The sequence below is a fragment of the Nonomuraea sp. B19D2 genome, assembly GCF_040137845.1.
In the GTDB taxonomy this organism is placed as follows: domain Bacteria; phylum Actinomycetota; class Actinomycetes; order Streptosporangiales; family Streptosporangiaceae; genus Nonomuraea.
On the sequence record NZ_JBEFAK010000010.1, the window covers coordinates 259,628 to 277,497 of the forward strand.

General features: G+C 68.2%; 17 protein-coding genes. 11 read left to right on the top strand and 6 right to left on the bottom strand.

The annotated features are described in order from the left end of the window. Nucleotides 1-99: 99 nt before the first annotated feature. The 4 genes from efeU to ABN273_RS21035 all read left to right on the top strand — a co-directional run bounded on the left by efeU (nucleotide 100) and on the right by ABN273_RS21035 (nucleotide 4,209). The gene (gene efeU / locus ABN273_RS21020) at nucleotides 100-933 is read left to right on the top strand and encodes an iron uptake transporter permease EfeU (protein ID WP_349450631.1); all 834 of its coding nucleotides are present in this window, start codon (nucleotides 100-102) and stop codon (nucleotides 931-933) included. 11 nt (nucleotides 934-944) lie between these two features. Further along, nucleotides 945-2,081, top strand: coding sequence for an iron uptake system protein EfeO (gene efeO, locus ABN273_RS21025; RefSeq protein ID WP_349450632.1), 1,137 nt, complete (start codon nucleotides 945-947; stop codon nucleotides 2,079-2,081). Between the two features lie 16 nt (nucleotides 2,082-2,097). After that, nucleotides 2,098-3,363 (top strand): iron uptake transporter deferrochelatase/peroxidase subunit, encoded by a 1,266-nt coding sequence (gene efeB / locus ABN273_RS21030; RefSeq protein WP_349450633.1) that lies wholly within the window; start codon nucleotides 2,098-2,100, stop codon nucleotides 3,361-3,363. Nucleotides 3,364-3,768: 405 nt separating this feature from the next. Next, the gene (locus ABN273_RS21035; RefSeq protein ID WP_349450634.1) at nucleotides 3,769-4,209 is read left to right on the top strand and encodes a hypothetical protein; all 441 of its coding nucleotides are present in this window, start codon (nucleotides 3,769-3,771) and stop codon (nucleotides 4,207-4,209) included. A gap of 121 nt (nucleotides 4,210-4,330) precedes the next feature. Here the strand turns inward: ABN273_RS21035 and ABN273_RS59525 are convergent, their stop codons facing one another. The 3 genes from ABN273_RS59525 to ABN273_RS21045 all read right to left on the bottom strand — a co-directional run bounded on the left by ABN273_RS59525 (nucleotide 4,331) and on the right by ABN273_RS21045 (nucleotide 6,304). Continuing rightward, nucleotides 4,331-4,564 (bottom strand): hypothetical protein, encoded by a 234-nt coding sequence (locus tag ABN273_RS59525; RefSeq protein WP_502911089.1) that lies wholly within the window; start codon nucleotides 4,562-4,564, stop codon nucleotides 4,331-4,333. A gap of 67 nt (nucleotides 4,565-4,631) precedes the next feature. Next, nucleotides 4,632-5,615, bottom strand: coding sequence for a BtrH N-terminal domain-containing protein (locus ABN273_RS21040; protein ID WP_349450635.1), 984 nt, complete (start codon nucleotides 5,613-5,615; stop codon nucleotides 4,632-4,634). A 197-nt stretch (nucleotides 5,616-5,812) separates the two neighbouring features. Continuing rightward, on the bottom strand, nucleotides 5,813-6,304 hold the full coding sequence (locus tag ABN273_RS21045; protein ID WP_349450636.1) for a GrpB family protein: 492 nt from the start codon (nucleotides 6,302-6,304) through the stop codon (nucleotides 5,813-5,815). 178 nt (nucleotides 6,305-6,482) lie between these two features. On the opposite strand from ABN273_RS21045, the gene ABN273_RS21050 reads away from it, so the two are divergent. Further along, a complete protein-coding gene (locus ABN273_RS21050) occupies nucleotides 6,483-6,632 on the top strand; it encodes a hypothetical protein (protein ID WP_349450637.1) in 150 nt (49 codons plus the stop codon). 101 nt (nucleotides 6,633-6,733) lie between these two features. Here the strand turns inward: ABN273_RS21050 and ABN273_RS21055 are convergent, their stop codons facing one another. Next, complete coding sequence (locus tag ABN273_RS21055; protein WP_349450638.1) at nucleotides 6,734-7,393, bottom strand: TetR/AcrR family transcriptional regulator C-terminal domain-containing protein; 660 nt, start codon at nucleotides 7,391-7,393, stop codon at nucleotides 6,734-6,736. Nucleotides 7,394-7,564: 171 nt separating this feature from the next. Here ABN273_RS21055 and ABN273_RS21060 point away from each other — a divergent pair, with 171 nt between their 5' ends. From ABN273_RS21060 to ABN273_RS21070, 3 genes are all read left to right on the top strand, one after another. Then, entirely contained in the window at nucleotides 7,565-8,284 is a 720-nt protein-coding gene (locus ABN273_RS21060) for an alpha/beta fold hydrolase (protein ID WP_349450639.1), read from the top strand. Nucleotides 8,285-8,807: 523 nt separating this feature from the next. Continuing rightward, on the top strand, nucleotides 8,808-10,634 hold the full coding sequence (locus ABN273_RS21065) for a sugar transferase (RefSeq protein ID WP_349450640.1): 1,827 nt from the start codon (nucleotides 8,808-8,810) through the stop codon (nucleotides 10,632-10,634). A 270-nt stretch (nucleotides 10,635-10,904) separates the two neighbouring features. Further along, nucleotides 10,905-12,131, top strand: a complete 1,227-nt coding sequence (locus tag ABN273_RS21070; protein WP_349450641.1) for a hypothetical protein — start codon at nucleotides 10,905-10,907, stop codon at nucleotides 12,129-12,131. Nucleotides 12,132-12,220: 89 nt separating this feature from the next. On the opposite strand, the gene ABN273_RS21075 is transcribed toward ABN273_RS21070, so the two are convergent. Then, nucleotides 12,221-12,748, bottom strand: coding sequence for a CGNR zinc finger domain-containing protein (locus ABN273_RS21075; protein ID WP_349450642.1), 528 nt, complete (start codon nucleotides 12,746-12,748; stop codon nucleotides 12,221-12,223). Between the two features lie 29 nt (nucleotides 12,749-12,777). Here ABN273_RS21075 and ABN273_RS21080 point away from each other — a divergent pair, with 29 nt between their 5' ends. After that, entirely contained in the window at nucleotides 12,778-13,659 is an 882-nt protein-coding gene (locus ABN273_RS21080; RefSeq protein WP_349450643.1) for an arginase family protein, read from the top strand. On the opposite strand, the gene ABN273_RS21085 is transcribed toward ABN273_RS21080, so the two are convergent. Next, on the bottom strand, nucleotides 13,656-15,209 hold the full coding sequence (locus ABN273_RS21085; RefSeq protein WP_349450644.1) for a DUF4434 domain-containing protein: 1,554 nt from the start codon (nucleotides 15,207-15,209) through the stop codon (nucleotides 13,656-13,658). The genes ABN273_RS21080 and ABN273_RS21085 overlap by 4 nt on opposite strands. A 168-nt stretch (nucleotides 15,210-15,377) precedes the next feature. On the opposite strand from ABN273_RS21085, the gene ABN273_RS21090 reads away from it, so the two are divergent. Then, complete coding sequence (locus ABN273_RS21090) at nucleotides 15,378-16,160, top strand: SDR family NAD(P)-dependent oxidoreductase (protein ID WP_349450645.1); 783 nt, start codon at nucleotides 15,378-15,380, stop codon at nucleotides 16,158-16,160. A 65-nt stretch (nucleotides 16,161-16,225) separates the two neighbouring features. Continuing rightward, the gene (locus tag ABN273_RS21095) at nucleotides 16,226-17,779 is read left to right on the top strand and encodes an alpha/beta fold hydrolase (RefSeq protein WP_349450646.1); all 1,554 of its coding nucleotides are present in this window, start codon (nucleotides 16,226-16,228) and stop codon (nucleotides 17,777-17,779) included. Nucleotides 17,780-17,870 lie beyond the last annotated feature (91 nt).

The window sequence follows — 17,870 nt, forward strand, 5'->3', positions numbered from 1 at the left end:
CCGCACACTGTCGCTTCCGGCTCTTGCGCTAGATATGCTTCGCCTGCCCTAATTTAGGTAAGGCTTTCCTCAGCAAATCTTCAGCGAGTGGGAGTGACGGTGTTCGCCAGTTACCTCATCGGACTGCGCGAAGGTCTCGAGGCGGCACTCGTTGTCTCAGTCCTGGTCGCCTTCCTCGTCAAGAGTGACCGTAAGGACAAGCTCCCGCAAGTCTGGACGGGGGTCGGTGCGGCCGTCGCGCTGTCCGTGGGGTTCGGGGCGCTGCTGACGTTCACCGCGGCGAACCTGGGACACACGGGGCAGGAGCTGTTCGACGCCATCACCTCGCTGCTCGCCGTCGCGTTCGTCACCTGGATGATCTTCTGGATGCGGCGGGCGGCCCGCGCGCTCTCCGGTGAGCTGCGGGGCAAGCTCTCCAACGCGCTGGAGATGGGCTCGTTCGCGGTCGTCGTGATGGCCTTCCTCGCCGTCGCCCGCGAAGGGCTGGAGACGGCGATCCTCTTCTTCGCCTCCGTGCAGGGCGCCACCACGTCGGCGGCGCCGCTGATCGGCATCAGCTTGGGGCTGCTCACCTCCGTGCTCATCGGCTGGGGCCTCTACCGCAGCGCCGTGAAGATCAACCTGACCAAGTTCTTCACCTGGACGGGGCTGCTGCTGATCCTGGTGGCCGCCGGCATCTTCAAGTACGGCGTGCACGACCTGCAGGAGGCGAACCTCCTGCCCGGCCTGAACTCCTACGCCTTCGACATCAGCTCCGTCATGCCCGCCGATTCCTGGTACGGCACGCTGCTGTCGGGGATGCTGAACATCACGCCTCAGCCGAGCATCGCCGAGGTCATCGCCTGGGCCTGCTACCTCGTTCCCACCCTCTTCTTCTTCCTGCGCGCCCCGCGGGTGAAGTCCACGCCGTCACCCGCGTCCTCCGCGGCCTGAACAGGAGCATCATGCGTACCGCCATCCGCCTGTCCTTCGGCGCGCTCGCCCTCACGACGCTGGCCGCCTGCGGCTCAGGGAACGGCACCGCCGCCGCCCCCTCCGGATCCGCCGCCCCCGGGAAGGTCACCGTGGCGGCGACCGACACCGAGTGCAAGGTCGCCGCGTCCGAGGTCGCCGCGGGCACCACGACCTTCTCGATCACGAACGGCGGCAGCAAGGCGACCGAGTTCTACGTGTACGCCCCCGGTGACCGGGTCATGGCCGAGGTCGAGAACATCGTTCCCGGGCTGACCAGGGAGCTCATCGCCGAGTTGCCGGCGGGCGCGTACGAGACGGCGTGCAAGCCCGGCATGGTCGGCAAGGGCATCCGCAACGCGCTCAAGGTGACCGGCGAGCACAAGTCGCTCAACGAGGACGCCAAGCTCGCCGAGGCCGTCGCCGGCTACAAGCGGTACATCAAGTCGCAGAGCGACACGCTGCTGGTCAAGACGCAGGAGTTCGTGGACGCGGTCAAGGCGGAGAAGATCGACAAGGCCAAGGAGCTGTACCCGATCTCACGGACGTACTGGGAGCGCATCGAGCCGGTGGCGGAGATCTTCGGCGACCTCGACCCGGCCATCGACGCCCGCGAGGCGGATCTGGCCGACGGCGAGGAGTGGACCGGCTTCCACCGGATCGAGAAGGATCTGTGGATCAAGAAGGACGTCAGCAAGGACGGCCCGATCGCCGACAAGCTGATCGCCGACGTCAAGACGATCGTGGCCAAGTCGAACGCCGCCGAGCTGACCCCCCTGAACCTGGCCAACGGCGCCAAGGAACTGCTCGACGAGGTGGCCACCGGGAAGATCACCGGCGAGGAGGACATCTGGTCGCACACCGACCTGTGGGACTTCGACGCCAACCTCGAGGGCTCCAAGGCGGCCGTGCAGGCGCTCCGGCCGGTGCTGGAGGAGCGGGCTCCCGACCTGGTCAAGACGCTGGACCAGAAGTTCGCCGCGGCCGAGACGGCGCTCGGCGTGCACCAGAAGGACGACGGCTGGAAGTTGCACAACGAGCTGTCCAAGGCCGAGCTGAAGACCTTGTCGGATGCGATCAACGCGCTGGCCGAGCCGATCAGCAAGATCGCTCCGGTCATCGCGAAGTAGCGGGAAGGTGACGGCGATGGGCGCTTCGCGCGGCACGCGGATGAGCCGCAGGGGGCTGTTCGGGCTGGGGGCGGCCGGAGCCGCGGTGGTCGGGGCCGGGGTCGTGGTCTCGAACACGCTGCTCGACGAGGCGCCGGTCGCGCACGCCTCCTCGATCTCCGACCCCTTCCCCTTCTACGGCGAGCACCAGGCGGGCGTCGTCACGCCCGCACAGGACCGGCTGCACTTCGTGGCGTTCGACGTCATCACGAAGAACCGGGCCGAGCTGGTCGAACTGCTGCAGGAGTGGACGGCCGCGGCGGCGCGGCTGACGCAGGGCAAGGAGGCGGGGTCGTTCGGGGCGGTGGGCGGCGCGCCCGAGGCCGCCCCCGACGACACGGGCGAGGCACTCGGACTGCCGGCCTCCGGGCTGACGCTGACGATCGGGTTCGGGGCGTCGTTGTTCGACGACCGGTTCGGGCTGGCGGACAGGCGTCCCGCGGCCCTCGCTGATCTGCCGAAATTCCCCGGAGATCAGCTTATTCCGGAAATTTCCGGCGGGGACATCTGCGTGCAGGCGTGCGCCCACGACCCGCAGGTCGCCGTGCACGCCATCCGCAACCTGGCCAGGATCGGCTTCGGCAAGGTGTCCGTACGCTGGTCGCAGCTCGGCTTCGGCCGTACGTCGTCCACGTCCCGGGCTCAAGCGACCCCGCGCAACCTGATGGGCTTCAAGGACGGCACCAACAACATGAAGCTGGAGGACGCCGACCTGCTCCGCGGCCAGCTGTGGGCCTCCGCGCAGGACGGCAGCGCCTGGATGGCGGGCGGCACGTACATGGTGACCAGGAAGATCCGCATGGCGATCGAGACCTGGGACCGCACCTCGCTCACCGAGCAGGAGCAGATCTTCGGCCGGGACAAGGGCGAGGGCGCGCCGCTGGGCAAGAAGGCCGAGTTCGACACGGTGGACTTCGCGGCCAAGGGGCCGGACGGGCAGCCGTACATCAAGGCCGACGCCCACGTGCGGCTGGCGCACCCGAGCTCCAACAACAACGCGCACCTGCTCCGCCGCGGCTACAACTTCGTGGACGGCTCCGACGGGCTCGGCCGCCTGGACGCGGGCCTGTTCTTCATCGCCTACCAACGGGACCCGCGCAAGCAGTTCGTCCCCGTCCAGATGAACCTGGCCAAGAGCGACGTACTCAACGAATACATCAAGCACGTCTCCAGCGGCCTGTTCGCCTGCCCACCCGGCGTCCGGGACGCCGGCGACTACTGGGGCCGCACGCTCTTCGAGTAGGTCGCGCGGGGTGCACCCACCCGTTGCCCTGTTACCGGGTGGGCCTGCTGGACCCCACCCCGAGCGGGCCTCGCTGCCGCTCGGGCGCCTTCCTCGGGCGCGCCTGACGGCGCGCAAACTTGGAAGGCGGTAATCAACGCCGGCCACGTCGTCGCGCCTATATCCGTTTCCCTTCAACTTTCCGCCGGCGCCGAAATGATCCCACCAGCGCGAGGACATATTCTTGCCTGCCTGCGCCATCAAGTTGGAAACGCTCAGTCAATTGACGGGACGGGGCGCGCCTGAGCCGCTCGGCCTGAAATGGCAGAGTGGTCTGCTGTAAATGATCGAAAGTGGCTCTCGCCCTGGGCCATGCTGCACCCCTAGTGTTGAGCCATGACGAGCGTTTCCCCGGACTACACCCATGTGCGCAAGCGGCTCTCGGCGGGCGAAGGTCTCGAACTGCCGGGCGTTCGCTTCAAGTGGTACGACCTCCACCGGGAGGACCGCGAGATCGGCGAGGATGTACGGAAGGAGGCACGTGATTTCCTGCGGACGGAGATCGGCGGGATCACTCCCAAGGGCGATCTCGGCTTCGTCATCCTCCACCGAGTCGGCGACGCCTATCTCCTGCTCGTATGCACGTGGCTGAACGACAACGAGTTGTGGGAGACGGCCTACCTCAAAGTTGCAGCAGGCTTCGAGCTCATATCGTTCGAGGAAACGGCCAAGGGGACCTACTGCGTCTGGGAGATGGGCGCCGTCCTGCACGAACAGCAGGCCTGGATCCGCTATCTCTGCTCCCCGCGCGACGCCGAAGCCGGACGCGCTTACCTCGATGACCGATACAAAGGCGGCCTGATCTGATATTGGTGGTACCGCGCCGGTTTCCAAACACCTGACATCAGCGCAACCGAACAGGCAGATGTCGGCGAATTCAAGCGGACCCATTCCCTCGTCCGCCACACCTACGCCCCAGATGGAACCCTCATGCCGATCGAGGACTGACTACACTCGCCTTTCGCGAAATTGCGATCCGCCCTGGGCAAAATACGTATCGACCATTACCGCAATAGAGAGCATCCCTGATCCACCGAGCTGCCGCCGTGTGGTCGTATCGCATGGGACGACGAGCGTTTGCCGTGGCCCTGTTGATGCGTGCGGGCAGTCCTGCGCGCGCGATGTCCGCTTCCGCGAGTAGCAGGTCCAGCAGAGTGATCAGCTACGAGTTTGAAACGAGGCCACCGCGTGACTCAGGCCGTACCCGTACAGCCGGCTTTCCCTTTGAGCTACAACTGACGCAACATCTGCATGGCGTCCTTCTCGATGCGCGAAAGATCATGGAGGATGACGCCGGCCTGCTCGAGGCACCCCACGTCGCCGCTCTCTCCGGCCTTCGTGATCAAGGTGGACACGTCCGTCCAGAGGACGGCGGCCTCGGCGTACAGCTTGTGACCGGCGCGGAGGTTGCCGTCGTCGATCAGCCGGGTGCACTCGTCGAGGAAGTCGCGATAGAGGGCGCGGAACAGGGCACCGCCGGTGCCGCCGTTCTCCATGAGAAGGGCGGCCTGCGGCAGGTCCTGCTGCGGCGCGCCGGCGCGTAGCAGCCATCTGGGCACCTGTTTGCCGGCTTTCTCGATGCCGCGGTGGCCCAGGTTCGCGATGGGAGCGGCGAGGAAGGTGTCGGCGCACGCTTTGATGGCGGGGATGATCTGGGCCTGCCAGGAAAGCGGGTGAGCCGGCAGGGCGATGGTGAAGGAGCGGTTCCTGGCGGTCATCGGGCCGCGTTCGGCCCGCGCCGTGGCGAGGCTGGCGCGGCTGGTGCGCACCGCTCCGCCCTGCTGATCGGTGTCCACAAGGTGGACGTCGTGCTCGTCGTAGCCGTACATGGCGACGACATGACCGCCGAAGTGCACCTTGGAGCGGAAATAATCCAGGTGGTAGCAGTCGAGCTGGAGGCCGACCGGTCGACCGGCGCCGATGGGGGCGGCTACGTTCTCCCACGCCTTGCGCGGTGAGGTGGTCTCCTCGGTCGTCAACGTCAGCCCCAGCCTGGCGGCCAGGTTCCTGGTGAGGTCGAAAGGCTTGACGCGGCCTCCGAGAAAAGGGAACGCCATGGCCTTGCTGTCCCAATAGATGAAGGACAGGCCCGAGCCCAGGCCGAACAGCATGGGCTCGGACAGATCAAGTCCCTCATGCCGCAACAGCACTCCCAGCGCCGTCGTCTCGCAGTGGTGCATGCCGCGAGCCTCGATGTCCTTCACTATGGTCATGCGTCGCTCTCCTCATGCTGACGCGGCGAACGGTCACGCCGTCCCCGTCCCCGTCCCCGTCCCTGATACCTTCATGACCACTGGGGACCGCTGGGAGTAGCATGAGGCCTCCCCTCGTGGGAGAGTCCAGCCGGACGACAGGCTTCGCGTCTCGAAGTTGAGCAACTTGGTGCAGTCAACTGAGTGAAAGCCCGTCGCTAGTCCCGCCATCCCGCGCGGGTGAGGATTTCGCCGATCACAGGTCCCTTGGCTTCGGCGTAGTAGTTGATGTCACGCCACTCCCGTTGTGCCAGTTCGCGCTTGGTGGCCGCATACAGGTCCCGGTCGCTCTCGCTGGCCCGCAGTCGGTCACGAAAGGCGAGGTAGCGGCGCACCTCGACGTGATCGGGCGGGTAACAGTGCAGATTCACCGGCTCGCCGGGCTCCTCGATCCGCAGGCAGCGGTGCTCCGGCTCCCGAACACGCAGGTCGTAGCCTGCCGCTTCGAGATCGGGCAGGTAGGCAGGCTCGTCGTCCGGATCGTCGATGCCGACCACGATGTCGATGATGGGCTTCGCGGGGAGGCCGGGCACCGAGGTGGAGCCGATGTGTTCGATCAACCGCGCACGCTCGCCGAGGATCGCCCGCAACTCGGCGGCTCGCCGTTCGTAGCGCGCCGGCCAGGCGGGATCGTAGTCGACGATGGTCACCTTCGTAGGACGCAAACCGTGGACCAGCACTGCGGACAGCTTGGCGTCATCATGCGCATCGGACATTTTCCCGGCCTTCCGGTTGAGGTTCCTTGATCCACGTTGAGGAGTACGCAACGGATCCCCGCTGAGGATTGCACAACGAACGTCACCGGGGTCCATGACCGTCTCATGGCACATGTCCCGACGAGTAGGCGAGTCGCGAGGCGCGTACGAACTGCTGATCCCCGCGACGGCCGCGGCCACCGCGAGCACGGTGATCACGATGGACGCGTCGGCAGCGTTCGACGATCTCCTCGGCGTCCGCGCTCAGGTGGTTCCTCGCTGAGTGCCCTGAGCCGAGCGCGACTGGGGCGTTCTTGCTTGTTCTGGCATGACGGCAACGTTGCGACACATGAGTGATGAACGGGCGGCAAGTTCGTCAAGCCGTCACGTGGCCTGCGCGGTGAGGGCGGCGATGGTCCCGTCGATGAGTACCTGCAGGCCATGTTCGAAGGCGTCGTCGCCGGTCGTGGTGCCGCCGTCGCGGATCGCCGCAAGCAGGGGGGCGGAGGTGTCGCCGTCCAGTAGATCGCTCAGCGCGGCAATCGGGTCCGCAGGCTCCTCGGCGTGCTTGCGCGGCCGGGCCTGTTCTTGCAGGACGAAGCCGGTGACGTACTGAGAGAGGGCGGTGATGGTGCGCAGTGCCAGCACGGGGGTGAAGCCGCGGTCCACCATGGCGGCCAGTTCGTCGTTGAACGCCCTGACCGTCGCGGGGCTGAGCCAGGCGGCATCGGCGACGATGCGGGCGCCGTCACGGTGGGCGAGCAGCGACTGCCGGAACGCACGGGCCCGGCGGGCCAGCCAGTCCTGCCACGCCTCGCCGTGGCGAGGCGGGCCCATCCCCGCAGCCAGGATGATCGCATCCGCCATGCCGTCCAGCAGTTCCTGCTTGCTGCGGATGTGCCAGTACAGCGCCGGCGACTGGACGCCGAGCTCGGCGGCCAGTCGGCGCACCGTCAGACCCTCCAGCCCTACCTCATCCAGAAGCCGCAGCGCCGTCTCGATCAACGTCTGTCTGGTCAGGCCAGGGCGGGCGGTCGCGCACATCGGTTGACACCTTAGCAGCGCTAAGTCATCCTTAGCATTGCTAAGGCGAGCTTAGCAATGCTAAGGCAGCGTGAAGGAGACGGCATGGACACCGTGATCGCAGCCGACGGAACTGACATCCACGTCTACGACCAGGGGCACGGGCCGGCCATCCTGATCATCGGCCCCGGGTTGGACGACGGGACGCGGACCAAGAAGCTCGCCGCGATCCTCGCCCGGCGGTTTCGCGTCCTTCGCCTGCACCGACGTCAGTACCGGCCGGACCTCAAGATCGGCGGCACACCATGTTCGGTGTCCCAGGAGGTCGACGACATCCTGGCGATCGCCCGCCAAGTCGGTCAACCGTTGATCATCTACGGCCACTCCTCCGGCGGGGTGGTCGCCCTCGAAGCCCTGGCGGCATCACCGTCGACCTTCACCGGCGCGGTGATCTTCGAACCTGCCGCCGTGATCGACACACCATTGGCCGGCCAGGACGGCGAGGTCATCACGCACGCGCGGGCCGCGAGCGCCGCAGGCAAGCCAGGCCGGGCAATGGCGATCTTCTTCCGCCAGACCATCGGCCTACCGGCCTGGCAGGCATGGGCGGCAGCCGCGCTCACCGCCCTCATCCCGCGTTACCGCAGGCTGGTGCCGTGCCAGATCGACGATCTCGAAGCCGTGGATCGGCTGGGCGGCCGCCTCGACACGTACTCCCGGATCACCACGCCCACCGTGCTACTCAGCGGCGACCGCAGCACATCGCAGCAGACTGCGCCGTTGGACGCCATCGAGCGCGTTCTACGCCGGGCAGAACGTGTGGTGATGCACGAACGGGATCACGGCGCTGACCTCAAAGCCCCCAAGACGGTCGCCGGCATCATTCAGACACTCGCCGACAAGGTCCTGTAGGAACGCCTGCTGCTGCGGTCCGCGGCTTGACGCGAAGCCTGCGGCGTCGTCACTCAGCTCCCGGTTGTGGTGGGAAGAGGAGAGGAAAGGCGTACGCACCCCATGGCGCTCGGTCTTGGGCAACCAGGCGGGCCAGAGGAACTCCTCGGCTACGACGTCCTCCTCGAGCGGCACTGTTGCAGTGAGCCATTGTGGCCGGCTGACGGGTGGCGGAAGGAGTCACGGCGCCAAACCTGGCGTCGCGCCTGAGCCTGGAGCGGCATATCGCGTTGGATTGCCAGCCGGTTCTTCAGCAGCGGCGGGCGCGGGAGACGGCTGGGGGCGTGTGCTCTTCAAAAGCGGCCACATATTCCGTCGGCGTAGCTGATCCGTTACAGTTGCGAGCGGTTGCTGTAGATCGTGGAGTTGAAGAGCTATCGCCGCCGAGGATTCGACCCCTGCGGGGGTCCTGCAATTCAATCCGGAGAGCTGGGTCAGCGCGGGGAAAGGCACCCGGGAGGCCGCTGATGATCTCGCCCGGGGCGTGGACGCGTTCTGCCGGGCGATGGATGAGCGGCCCTTCGGTCAGGACGGTCTGGGCCGGGGGCTTTTCGAGGGCGATCCCGAGGCGGGCGTGCCGGGGTTCGCCCAGATACGTGATGAGCTGCTGAACAACCTGGTCGTGGCGGTGAACCTGCTCCGCGGGATGGCGGCCGGGCTGGTTGTCACGGGGGACCGGTATGCCACAGTCGAGGCGGCGAACGGTGGGACCCCGTGTGAGCAGCCGTGCCCGGGTTGGCTGAAGTATCCGGAGGAGTACAAGCCCGAGCTGGGGCCGGGCGGCCTTCCGACGACCACGCCGCCGCCTGGCTTCGTGAGCCAGGCGATCTGGTTCCTCGAGTCTGTAGGATGCGGGGCCGCGTGGCCGGATGGCGATCTCGACGGTGTGACGAGGCTGCGGGATGCCGCGACGGCGATGGGACGCGTAGTCGGCGACGTTCAGGGGCAGATCGCCGGGCAGGCCTGTCGTGCGGCCGGGGCCGGGTGCGGGCCGGCCACGGCCGCGTTCGGACGGGCCGCGCAAGTGGTGCACGGAGACCAGGGGCAGCTGGCGTACCTGCGGCAGCAGTGCGAGCATCTCGCCGACTGCGCTCAAATCGCCTATGACGCGATTGTCAAGGCCAGATGGCGATTCGTGGCATCCGCGGCGTTCGTGGTGGCATTGATGATCCTCGCAAAGCTACTGGCCCGCCGGCTCGGCCCCACCCTCGACGTCGTGGTGAAAAGGCTGCTCCGAGCGGAGGGCCAGGCACTGCGGATCATCTTGCTGATCATCCGTCAGGCCGCGCTGGGCGCGATGTTCGCCGGCGGACTGGGCCTGATCGATCAGTTGTTCACCACCGGCACCATCGATGCGGGGGAACTGGTTCGGGATATGTCTCACGGAGCGCTCGCCGGCGGGTTGATGGCCGGTGCGCACGCCGCGCTGCCCGTGCTCCTGCGCCGAGGCGGACCCGCGCTCACCGGTCTGGCCGAGGCCATGGAGTCGGCCACCTGGGAGCGGGCGTTCTCCCGGATCCTGGCCGGCGGGGCGGTGAGCACAACCGTGCTGGCTACCGCGGGATGGGCCAGCGGCGCCGGCTGGGATTGGGAGCACGCCGCTAAGCTGGGATTCGGCATGGCCGTTCTCAGCACCGGCGCGGCACTCGCCGCCCGATCCTGGCCTGTCCCGAGCTATGCGAGCCTGACGGGCAGAGGCTGGAAGCAGAGTCCGGCCAAGCGGTGGCATGATGTCAAGTGGGCTTTGGGGATTCTCATTGTCACCGCGCCGGTGAACGCCCTCTTCGCGCTCGCAAAGTTCGCCGAGGACGGAAAGAATCCCTTCTTCCTGCAGAAACGGATTGGCCAGTTCGGCCGCGAGTTCGACATGGCCAAGGGCCGTTCGATGAAGACGACCGACGGTAAAAAAGGCAGCCTCGGCGCATCGGATCCGCAGCGTACGAAGGTCGGCAGAGCTTGGGCGAAATCCACCTTCGACGAGACCGTGCAAATGGCCTACAACGTCCTCATCAAAGCAAACATGTCTGTCGTGGAAAACCGACCGCTATTGCTGAGCGACAGGCAGAGAACAATAACGGCCCTCGGCCCCGTTCTGGGCCCACGCTGGAACGAAGTGGATCTATCCGGAAAGCCCGGGTGGATCGGCCCGTTCGCCAACAAGACCGTAGAGCTCAATCTCAAGCCGATGACACACGCGTATGACGTTCAGCGAGGCTTCACAAGCTTCTGGTATGACAAACACGCGAGCCTGGCTGTGGACCGCCAACTGCTTTGGGGCTTCATTTCCACTTACTGGAAGCGCATTTCCTAGCCTCGATCTATCGTGCGCCCAGCAGAACAGGGAGGGGGCACTGCGACGTAGCGGCGGATACTGACTGATGGCAGTCAGGTTATGCAGCCGCGGTCGGTGTACGAGGACAAGGGCGGCGATGGCGGCCTGACTGTCGATCCAGCCGCTGCAACCGTGCAACGCAGGTAGCTCTGCCCGAGGCTCGTCCCCGGGCCGGTGCCTGGATCGGGGTGGCGTGCCAGTATGCGCACCGTGTCGTGTTCACCCGCCGAGATGGAGGCATGTCTGATCATGATCCAGAGTATCGAGGAGATCATCTTCGATGAGGAGTTGTCGGTCGCGGCGAAGGGCGAGCGCGTCACGGCGTTGCTTGCCTCGGCCGGCACCGCGGGGATCGCCGCAGCGATCACCTGTCTCATGGAGACATCGGACAGTCAGGTCGCCGAGCATGTGGCGGCCTACCTCGAGATGATCCCAGGTGCGCAGGCGGAGAAGACCAGGGCAGCGGAACGGCTGCGTCGTACGGTTCCGCTCGCCGGATCAGCGGCCCGGCTCGTCCCGTGGCTGCCGACCGCCACCCTGGACGCGTTCATCCAGGATTATCTGGCCGCCCCGTACCCGGATTCGCCATACTCCGCCGTCCTTTTCAATATTGGGATCTACTTCCCGGAGCGCCTACGCCACTGCGCCGACCGGATCGACAGCCCGTCCATCGAGGAGAGCTTGCTGTCCGGTGCCGCGGACGACCTGGCCGACGCCCTGTTGGCCGAGTGGAAGAACGACGGCGACCTGGACCACCTGTGGGCGCTGGCCCTCATCCGCACCGAACACGCCGCGGAACTCATCGCCTCGGTACGCGACGAGGTGCCGAACCCGGAGGACTGGGAATGGCTGATGCCGCTCGCGGGCCGACTACCCGACACCGGGAGAGCGGCCGGCTTCCACCCCGCGTTCATGGGGTTCGTCGCGGACAGAGGTGCGAGCAAGCACATCATGGGCGGCACGTACCCGCACCAGGTTCCCCTCTGCGCAGAGTGCGGGGCGCCGGCCGAACGCGTGCTCACTCTGTCGGCCGGCGACCTGCCGCACAACCTGAGCCACGATCCATCGTTCTTCTGGTTCTCGTGCGACTGCGACGAAGTTGACGTAATCACCGTGCGGTTCACCGGACAGGGCACGAAGGTCTACTTCAACCCTCAAGGCCCCGCGAGCCGCGAGCCGCGACTGACACCTGGCGAACGGTCCATGGTCCTCGAGCCCCACCCCAACCAGACGGGTGTCAGCAAGACTGCCATCCCCGGAAGCGTCACCAGAAACTCCCACCATCAGGTAGGCGGCCTACCGCGCTGGCCAACCCCCGAGACGCATCCCATCTGCCCTGAGTGCGGGAACTTCATGCCCTTCCTTGCCGCCGTCGACAGCGGCCCCACGCCCTTCGGTCCGGTGCAGTTTCCCTGGCTGCTCTTCGGTTTCTGGTGCGACGGCTGCGCCGTCTCCACCACCAGGACCCAGACATGATCGCAACAGCACATTGAGCCGTCCCGCGCAAAACTGGCTGACCGCCGTCGTAGCACGGTGATCTCCGTTGCGAGGGCCGTCCAGAAGCCTCAACGGCGGCGGGCGCGGGAGGCCGCGGCGTGGGCGCGGTTGGCGCAGCGGGTGGAGCAGAACTGGCGCTTGCCCGGACGGCTGTGGTCCACGAAAGCGTCCTTGCAGGGATCGGCCACGCAGAGGCGGAGCCGGTCCCAGTCACCCGAGGCGGCGATGTCGAGCAGCTCGGCGACGGACCGCACGGCGAGCCGTTCGGCCAGGGTGGCTTCTTCATGCGCGCGGAGCCGTTGCCGCGGCACCCCGTCCGCTTCTTCCACGATCACCCGGATCGGGAGGTCGTCCGCCCACTGAGCCAAGGCGCGCGTTCGCTCCACCGGCTCGCAGGACAGCACCGCGCGCAATCGCTCCCGGACGGCGCGGACCGCACGGAGGTCGGCACCGCCGGGGTCGCCGCGCTCCCCCAGCTCGTGGCAGAAGCGGCGCAGGGCCTCCGCGTCCGGCAGGCGCTCGGGATCCGCCAGGTACTCGTCCCACGTGTTGGCCAGGTCGAGTGCCACAAGACCCGTCTCAACGAACTGGCGCATTCTGCCCACCCCCTGTTACCGTCACGACTATGAGCATAGTAACCCCTGACAGAGAAATCGTCGTCCTCGACGCGCCCTCCAACCTCGGCCTGCGCCCGCCCGCCCCTGACACCATCCCCGGCTGCTACAAGGCCCCCTGGGCGCTGCGGAACACCGGTCTCGTCCAGCGCCTGGGCGCGGCCGACGCGGGCGCGCTCGTCCCGCCCCGCTACGTGGCCACCTGGACGCCGGGGAGCGGCGTGCGCAACGGACCCGCCATCGCCTCCTACGCCCGCAGGCTGGCCGACCGGGTGGGCGCCATCAGGGCGGAGGGCGGGTTCCCCGTGCTGCTCGGCGGGGACTGCTCGATCCTGCTCGGCCCGGCCCTCGACCTGCGCAGGAGCGGACGGTACGGGCTGGCGTACCTGGACGCGCACTCCGACTTCCGGCACCTCGGCAACTCCCCGCACGTCGGCTCCGCGGCCGGGGAGGACCTGGCCCTGGTCACCGGGCGGGGTGACGACTACCTGACAGACATCGACGGGCTGCGGCCGTACGTCAGGGACGAGGACGTGATCGTGCTGGGGGTGCGGGACGAGGAGGATCTCGACGACTTCTCGGACAGCGGCATCGCCTGCGTCCCCGGCAGGGACATCTCTCTCGACGACGCGAGCAAGGTGCTCGTGCGGGACGAGCTCGACGGGTTCTGGATCCACGTGGACGCCGACGTGCTCGACCCGTCCGTGCTGTCCGCGGTCGACTCCCCCACGCCGGGCGGGCTCGACGCCGCGCAGCTCACCGAGCTGATCCGCGGCCTGGTGAAGCTCCCGGGCGCCGCGGGCCTGGAGGTGACGATCCTCGATCCCGACCTGGACGAGGACGGCAGCCAGGCCGCCCTGCTGGCGGACATCCTCGTGTCGGCGCTGGCCTAACGGATCACGTAGCCGCTCGTGCTGGAGTGGCCGGTCTCGTTCGTGGCGGTGATCGAGGTCCAGGGGCCTGACGGAACGTACGGGGCCCACGCCGACTCCAGCCGCCTCTTCCCGTACCACTCCTGCTTGACCACCACCCCCCGCGGGTCGAAGCGGAGCGTGCCGCCGCGCAGGTTGTAGCCCTCGACGAGGACGCCGGGCCGCCCGTTCAGCTCCTTCCGCGAGGCGCCGACGATGATCGGCTGCCGCCAGCCGTTCACGATGTCGTCGGCCAGCGACGGCGTGTCGTAGCGGGCCTGGCAGGTGAAGAAGGGATCCCACCCGTAAGAGATGATCTTGGCGGCGTGCGTCCCGGCCGCCATCACCTGCTGGTCGATCCGGCTCTTCGTGGTACGCCCGCGCAGCGGCAGCGGATCGACCCGCCCGCACTCCCCGTCCACGGGAGTCGGCTCGAACCCCTCCACGTTCACCCACAGCGCCACCCCGGACGGCACCCGCCGCGCCGCCGCCTCGATGTAGTCGCGGGTGGCGCCGTAGTACGCCTGCGCGTTGCTCACGTCCCCGACGACCGGCACCAGGCGCGGCACCACCTCCGCCCCCGCCTCGTGGATGCCGTGGACCGGCACCTTCCCGGTGCCCCGCCCGTCCTGCACGGCGACGGCCATGGGCAGGCCCGCCCGGGTCGCGGCGATGTCGGCGAGCCCCTGTTCCACCTGATCCGGGGGGAACCCGCGGCCTCTCCGGGCGTCGATGTACGGGCTGACCACGATCTTCTTCCCCGGCAGGGTGGCCGCGACGACCTTGTGCTGGGCCGCGTACAGCTCGATGATCGGATCCTTGGCCGACCGCGTCCGCATGGCCAGCTCGAACGACTGGTACACCCCGCCGAACGCGGAAGACCTCCAGAACCGCTCCCGGTAGTCGGCGAGCACCCGCGCGGTGAAGGCGGTCAGTGCGGCGGTGTGCGCGGCGTCGGGCTCCCACGGCTTGCCGGCCAGCTGCGGCGCGGCGGGCAGCCCGGGGAAGACCGTCATCCCGTACGCGGCCGCCTCGGTCATCAGGTTGCCGAGCCCGTCGCCGTCCGTGGCGATGAGCACGAGATCCTGTACGGGGTCCTGGCAGGACCCGGCCAGCGAGACCCGGTAGAAGATCCGGCCCCGGCTCTCGATCCGCCGGTCCAGCCCCGGGCACCGCAGCAGCCCCTTCCCGAACTCCTCGCTGGTCACGTAGGTGTAGACGTGGCGGACCCCGGGGACCTCGGCGCACGGCCGCCCGTCCACGAGGCAGTCGGCGAAGTCGGGGTCCTCGCGGGCGCTGAACCTCGGGCCGAACGTGATCATCGTGTCGCCGCCGATCGCGTGGATCGCCTCGACCATGCGCCGCGTCACGCAGGGATCGGCCCGGGGCATGACCCAGTAGCCGGTGACGGCGTACGGCGCGACGACTCTGGTGTCGCGTGACTGGCACGCCTCGATCTCGGGCTTGCCGGGCACGACCAGGCTCACCATGAAGGCGACCACCACGACGAGCCACAGGATGATCCGGTGCACCCACGCCCCTTCCACGCCACCACCAGCCTACGCACATGACCGGCGCTCCGGCCTCTTCGCGAGCGACGCGGGCCGAGTGCCACCCCCGGCGCGACCTCCCGCTTCCGCACCACGGACAATGGCGGGCAGGGGGGTAGCCAGGGGGCGTAGACAGGGGGCGTAGACATCGTGCGTATCGATCTCAGCGGCAAGACCGCGCTGGTCACCGGCTCGACTCAGGGCATCGGGGCGGCCATCGCCGAAGGGCTGGCGCTGGCGGGGGCCCACGTCGCGATCAACGGCCGCAGCGAAAGCACCGTCGCGATGGCCATCGAGCAGATAGAAGTCGGCGACCTGATCGCGGCGCCCGGCGACGTCACCACGGACGAGGGCTGCGCGGCGGTGCTGCGCACGCTGCCCCAGGTGGACATCCTCGTCAACAACCTGGGCATCTTCGGCGCCAAACCCGCACTCGAGATCACCGACGACGAGTGGCGGCGCTACTTCGACGTCAACGTGCTGGCCGCGGTCCGGCTCACGCGCGCCTACCTGCCCGGCATGGTCGAGCGCGGCTGGGGCCGGATCCAGTACATCGCCAGCGACTCCGCCGTGGTCATCCCCATCGAGATGATCCATTACGGCATGACGAAGACCGCGCTGCTGGCCGTGTCCAGGGGGTTCGCCAAGGAGGCGGCGGGCAGCGGGGTGACGGTCAACTCGGTGATCGCGGGGCCGACGCGCACCGGGGGCGTCGAGAAGTTCGTGTACGAGCTCATGGGCACGGAACTGCCGTGGGAGGAGGCGCAGCGGGCGTTCATGCTCCAGCACCGTTCCCAGTCGTTGCTGCAGCGCCTGATCGAGCCCGAGGAGATCGCGAACATGGTCGTCTATCTCAGCTCGCCCTTCGCCTCCGCGACCACGGGCGCGGCGGTGCGGGTCGACGGCGGGTACGTGGACTCGATCATCCCCTGAAGGTGGGCTCGTGGCCCCCTCTGCCGGGGGATGTCGCCGGGCCGGGCCGCCGCGAACCTGGGGGCATGATCTTACGAACTCTGCTCACGGCGGGCCTGCTGGCCGCGCCCGCACCCGCGTACGCGGCCGGGGCCGCCGAGCGACCGGCCATCACCTGGCAGGACTGCCCGTCCTACTCCGACGACGTGCTGCGCTGGATGGGCCTCGACGACAAGCGGCTCCCCGAGTTCAGACGCCTGCTCGGCAGGACGGAGTGCGGGACGCTCACCGTCCCCCAGAACTACGCCGACCCCCGCGGAAAGCAGATCACCATCGCCCTGACCAGGCTCAAGGCCACCGACCGGGAACATCGCCTGGGCAGCCTGGCGGTCAACCCCGGAGGCCCGGGCGGCAGCGGCTACCTGATGCCGCTCGATCTCACCATGACCGACGCGAGGCTGAACGCCCGCTACGACCTGATCGGCTTCGACCCGCGCGGCGTCGGCTACAGCACGAAGGCCAAGTGCTCCGGCGGCAGGCCGGGGCCGACGCCGCCGGGACCCGTCAGCAAGGAGCTGGCCAGGCAGGTCTACGACCAGACGGTCAAGGACAACCAGGCCTGCGGCCAGTCGGACCCCGGCTTCATCGGCCAGCTCACGACCGCCAACGTGGCCCGCGACATCGACAGAATCCGCTTCGCGCTGGGCGAGCCGAAGATCAGCTTCCTCGGCGTCTCGTGGGGCACCTGGCTCGGCACGGTCCTGCGCAGCCTGTTCCCGGCCAAAGTGCACCGCATGTGGCTGGACAGCGTGGCGCTGCCGGTGCCGAAGATGGACGTCTTCACGGAGGTACGCGCCAGGGCCGCCGACCGCGACTTCCAGCGGATGGCCAAGTGGATCGCGGAGCGGGACGACGTGTACGGGTTCGGCAGCACGAAGAGCCAGGTGGTGTCGGCGCTGACCGATCTGCGCAAGGCGTACGACGCCAAGCCAGTGACCTTCACGGACATCGACCTCACCGTGGACGGCCGGATGATCGCGGAGGCGGCGGGCCAGCCGAGCCCCGTCTGGCCGGAGGTCGCCCAGGTGCTGAAGGAGCTGGTGGGCGCGACCGGCCCCACCGCGCCCCCGACGATCAGGAAGCTCTTCGGCGACCGGCCGCCGCCCCCGCCCGCCGGCGTGCCCGAGCGGGGCAACGGCACGGCGCGCGTCGCGTTCTTCTGCAACGAGGACCAGGGCGCGCGCACGTTCGACTCGGCCTGGAACGCCTACCGCGAGCGCCTCGAGCGCTATCCGGTGACCGGCGAGGCCACCTCGTTCTTCCCTGCGTGCGCCGGGTGGCCGCTGCCCGTGCAGACCACGCGCCTGCGGCCCGGCGGCTCGCTGGTGCTGTCGGGGCACCTGCACGAGAGCCCGTCACCGTACGAGTGGACGCTGGACACCAGGGCGGCCGTCGGCGGGCACGTGGTGACCGTCGACGACGACGTGCACGGCTCCGCGCTCAGGGTGCCGGGCTGCGTCACGAAGGTGGTCGACTACTTCGAGACCGGGCGGCTCACCGCCACCTGCCCCGGAGTGCCGGTGCCGACCTCGACCGAGCTCCCGGTCCACACTCAGCTCAGTACGACTGCAACTGGATGAGGTTGCCCTCCGGGTCACGGAGATGCGCGGTACGCAGCCCGCGACCCGGCCGACCGGCGGCGCTACCGCATCTCGCTGTCGCCCGCGGGTC

What these genes read in the sequence shown, in the direction of transcription:
- efeO (WP_349450632.1), top strand. Translation starts at nt 945, where the DNA reads ATGCGTACCGCCATCCGCCTGTCCTTCGGCGCGCTCGCCCTCACGACG.
- efeB (WP_349450633.1), top strand. Translation starts at nt 2,098, where the DNA reads ATGGGCGCTTCGCGCGGCACGCGGATGAGCCGCAGGGGGCTGTTCGGG.
- ABN273_RS21040 (WP_349450635.1), bottom strand. Translation starts at nt 5,615, where the DNA reads ATGACCATAGTGAAGGACATCGAGGCTCGCGGCATGCACCACTGCGAG.
- ABN273_RS21050 (WP_349450637.1), top strand. Translation starts at nt 6,483, where the DNA reads ATGTCCCGACGAGTAGGCGAGTCGCGAGGCGCGTACGAACTGCTGATC.
- ABN273_RS21055 (WP_349450638.1), bottom strand. Translation starts at nt 7,393, where the DNA reads ATGTGCGCGACCGCCCGCCCTGGCCTGACCAGACAGACGTTGATCGAG.
- ABN273_RS21070 (WP_349450641.1), top strand. Translation starts at nt 10,905, where the DNA reads ATGATCCAGAGTATCGAGGAGATCATCTTCGATGAGGAGTTGTCGGTC.
- ABN273_RS21075 (WP_349450642.1), bottom strand. Translation starts at nt 12,748, where the DNA reads ATGCGCCAGTTCGTTGAGACGGGTCTTGTGGCACTCGACCTGGCCAAC.
- ABN273_RS21080 (WP_349450643.1), top strand. Translation starts at nt 12,778, where the DNA reads ATGAGCATAGTAACCCCTGACAGAGAAATCGTCGTCCTCGACGCGCCC.
- ABN273_RS21095 (WP_349450646.1), top strand. Translation starts at nt 16,226, where the DNA reads ATGATCTTACGAACTCTGCTCACGGCGGGCCTGCTGGCCGCGCCCGCA.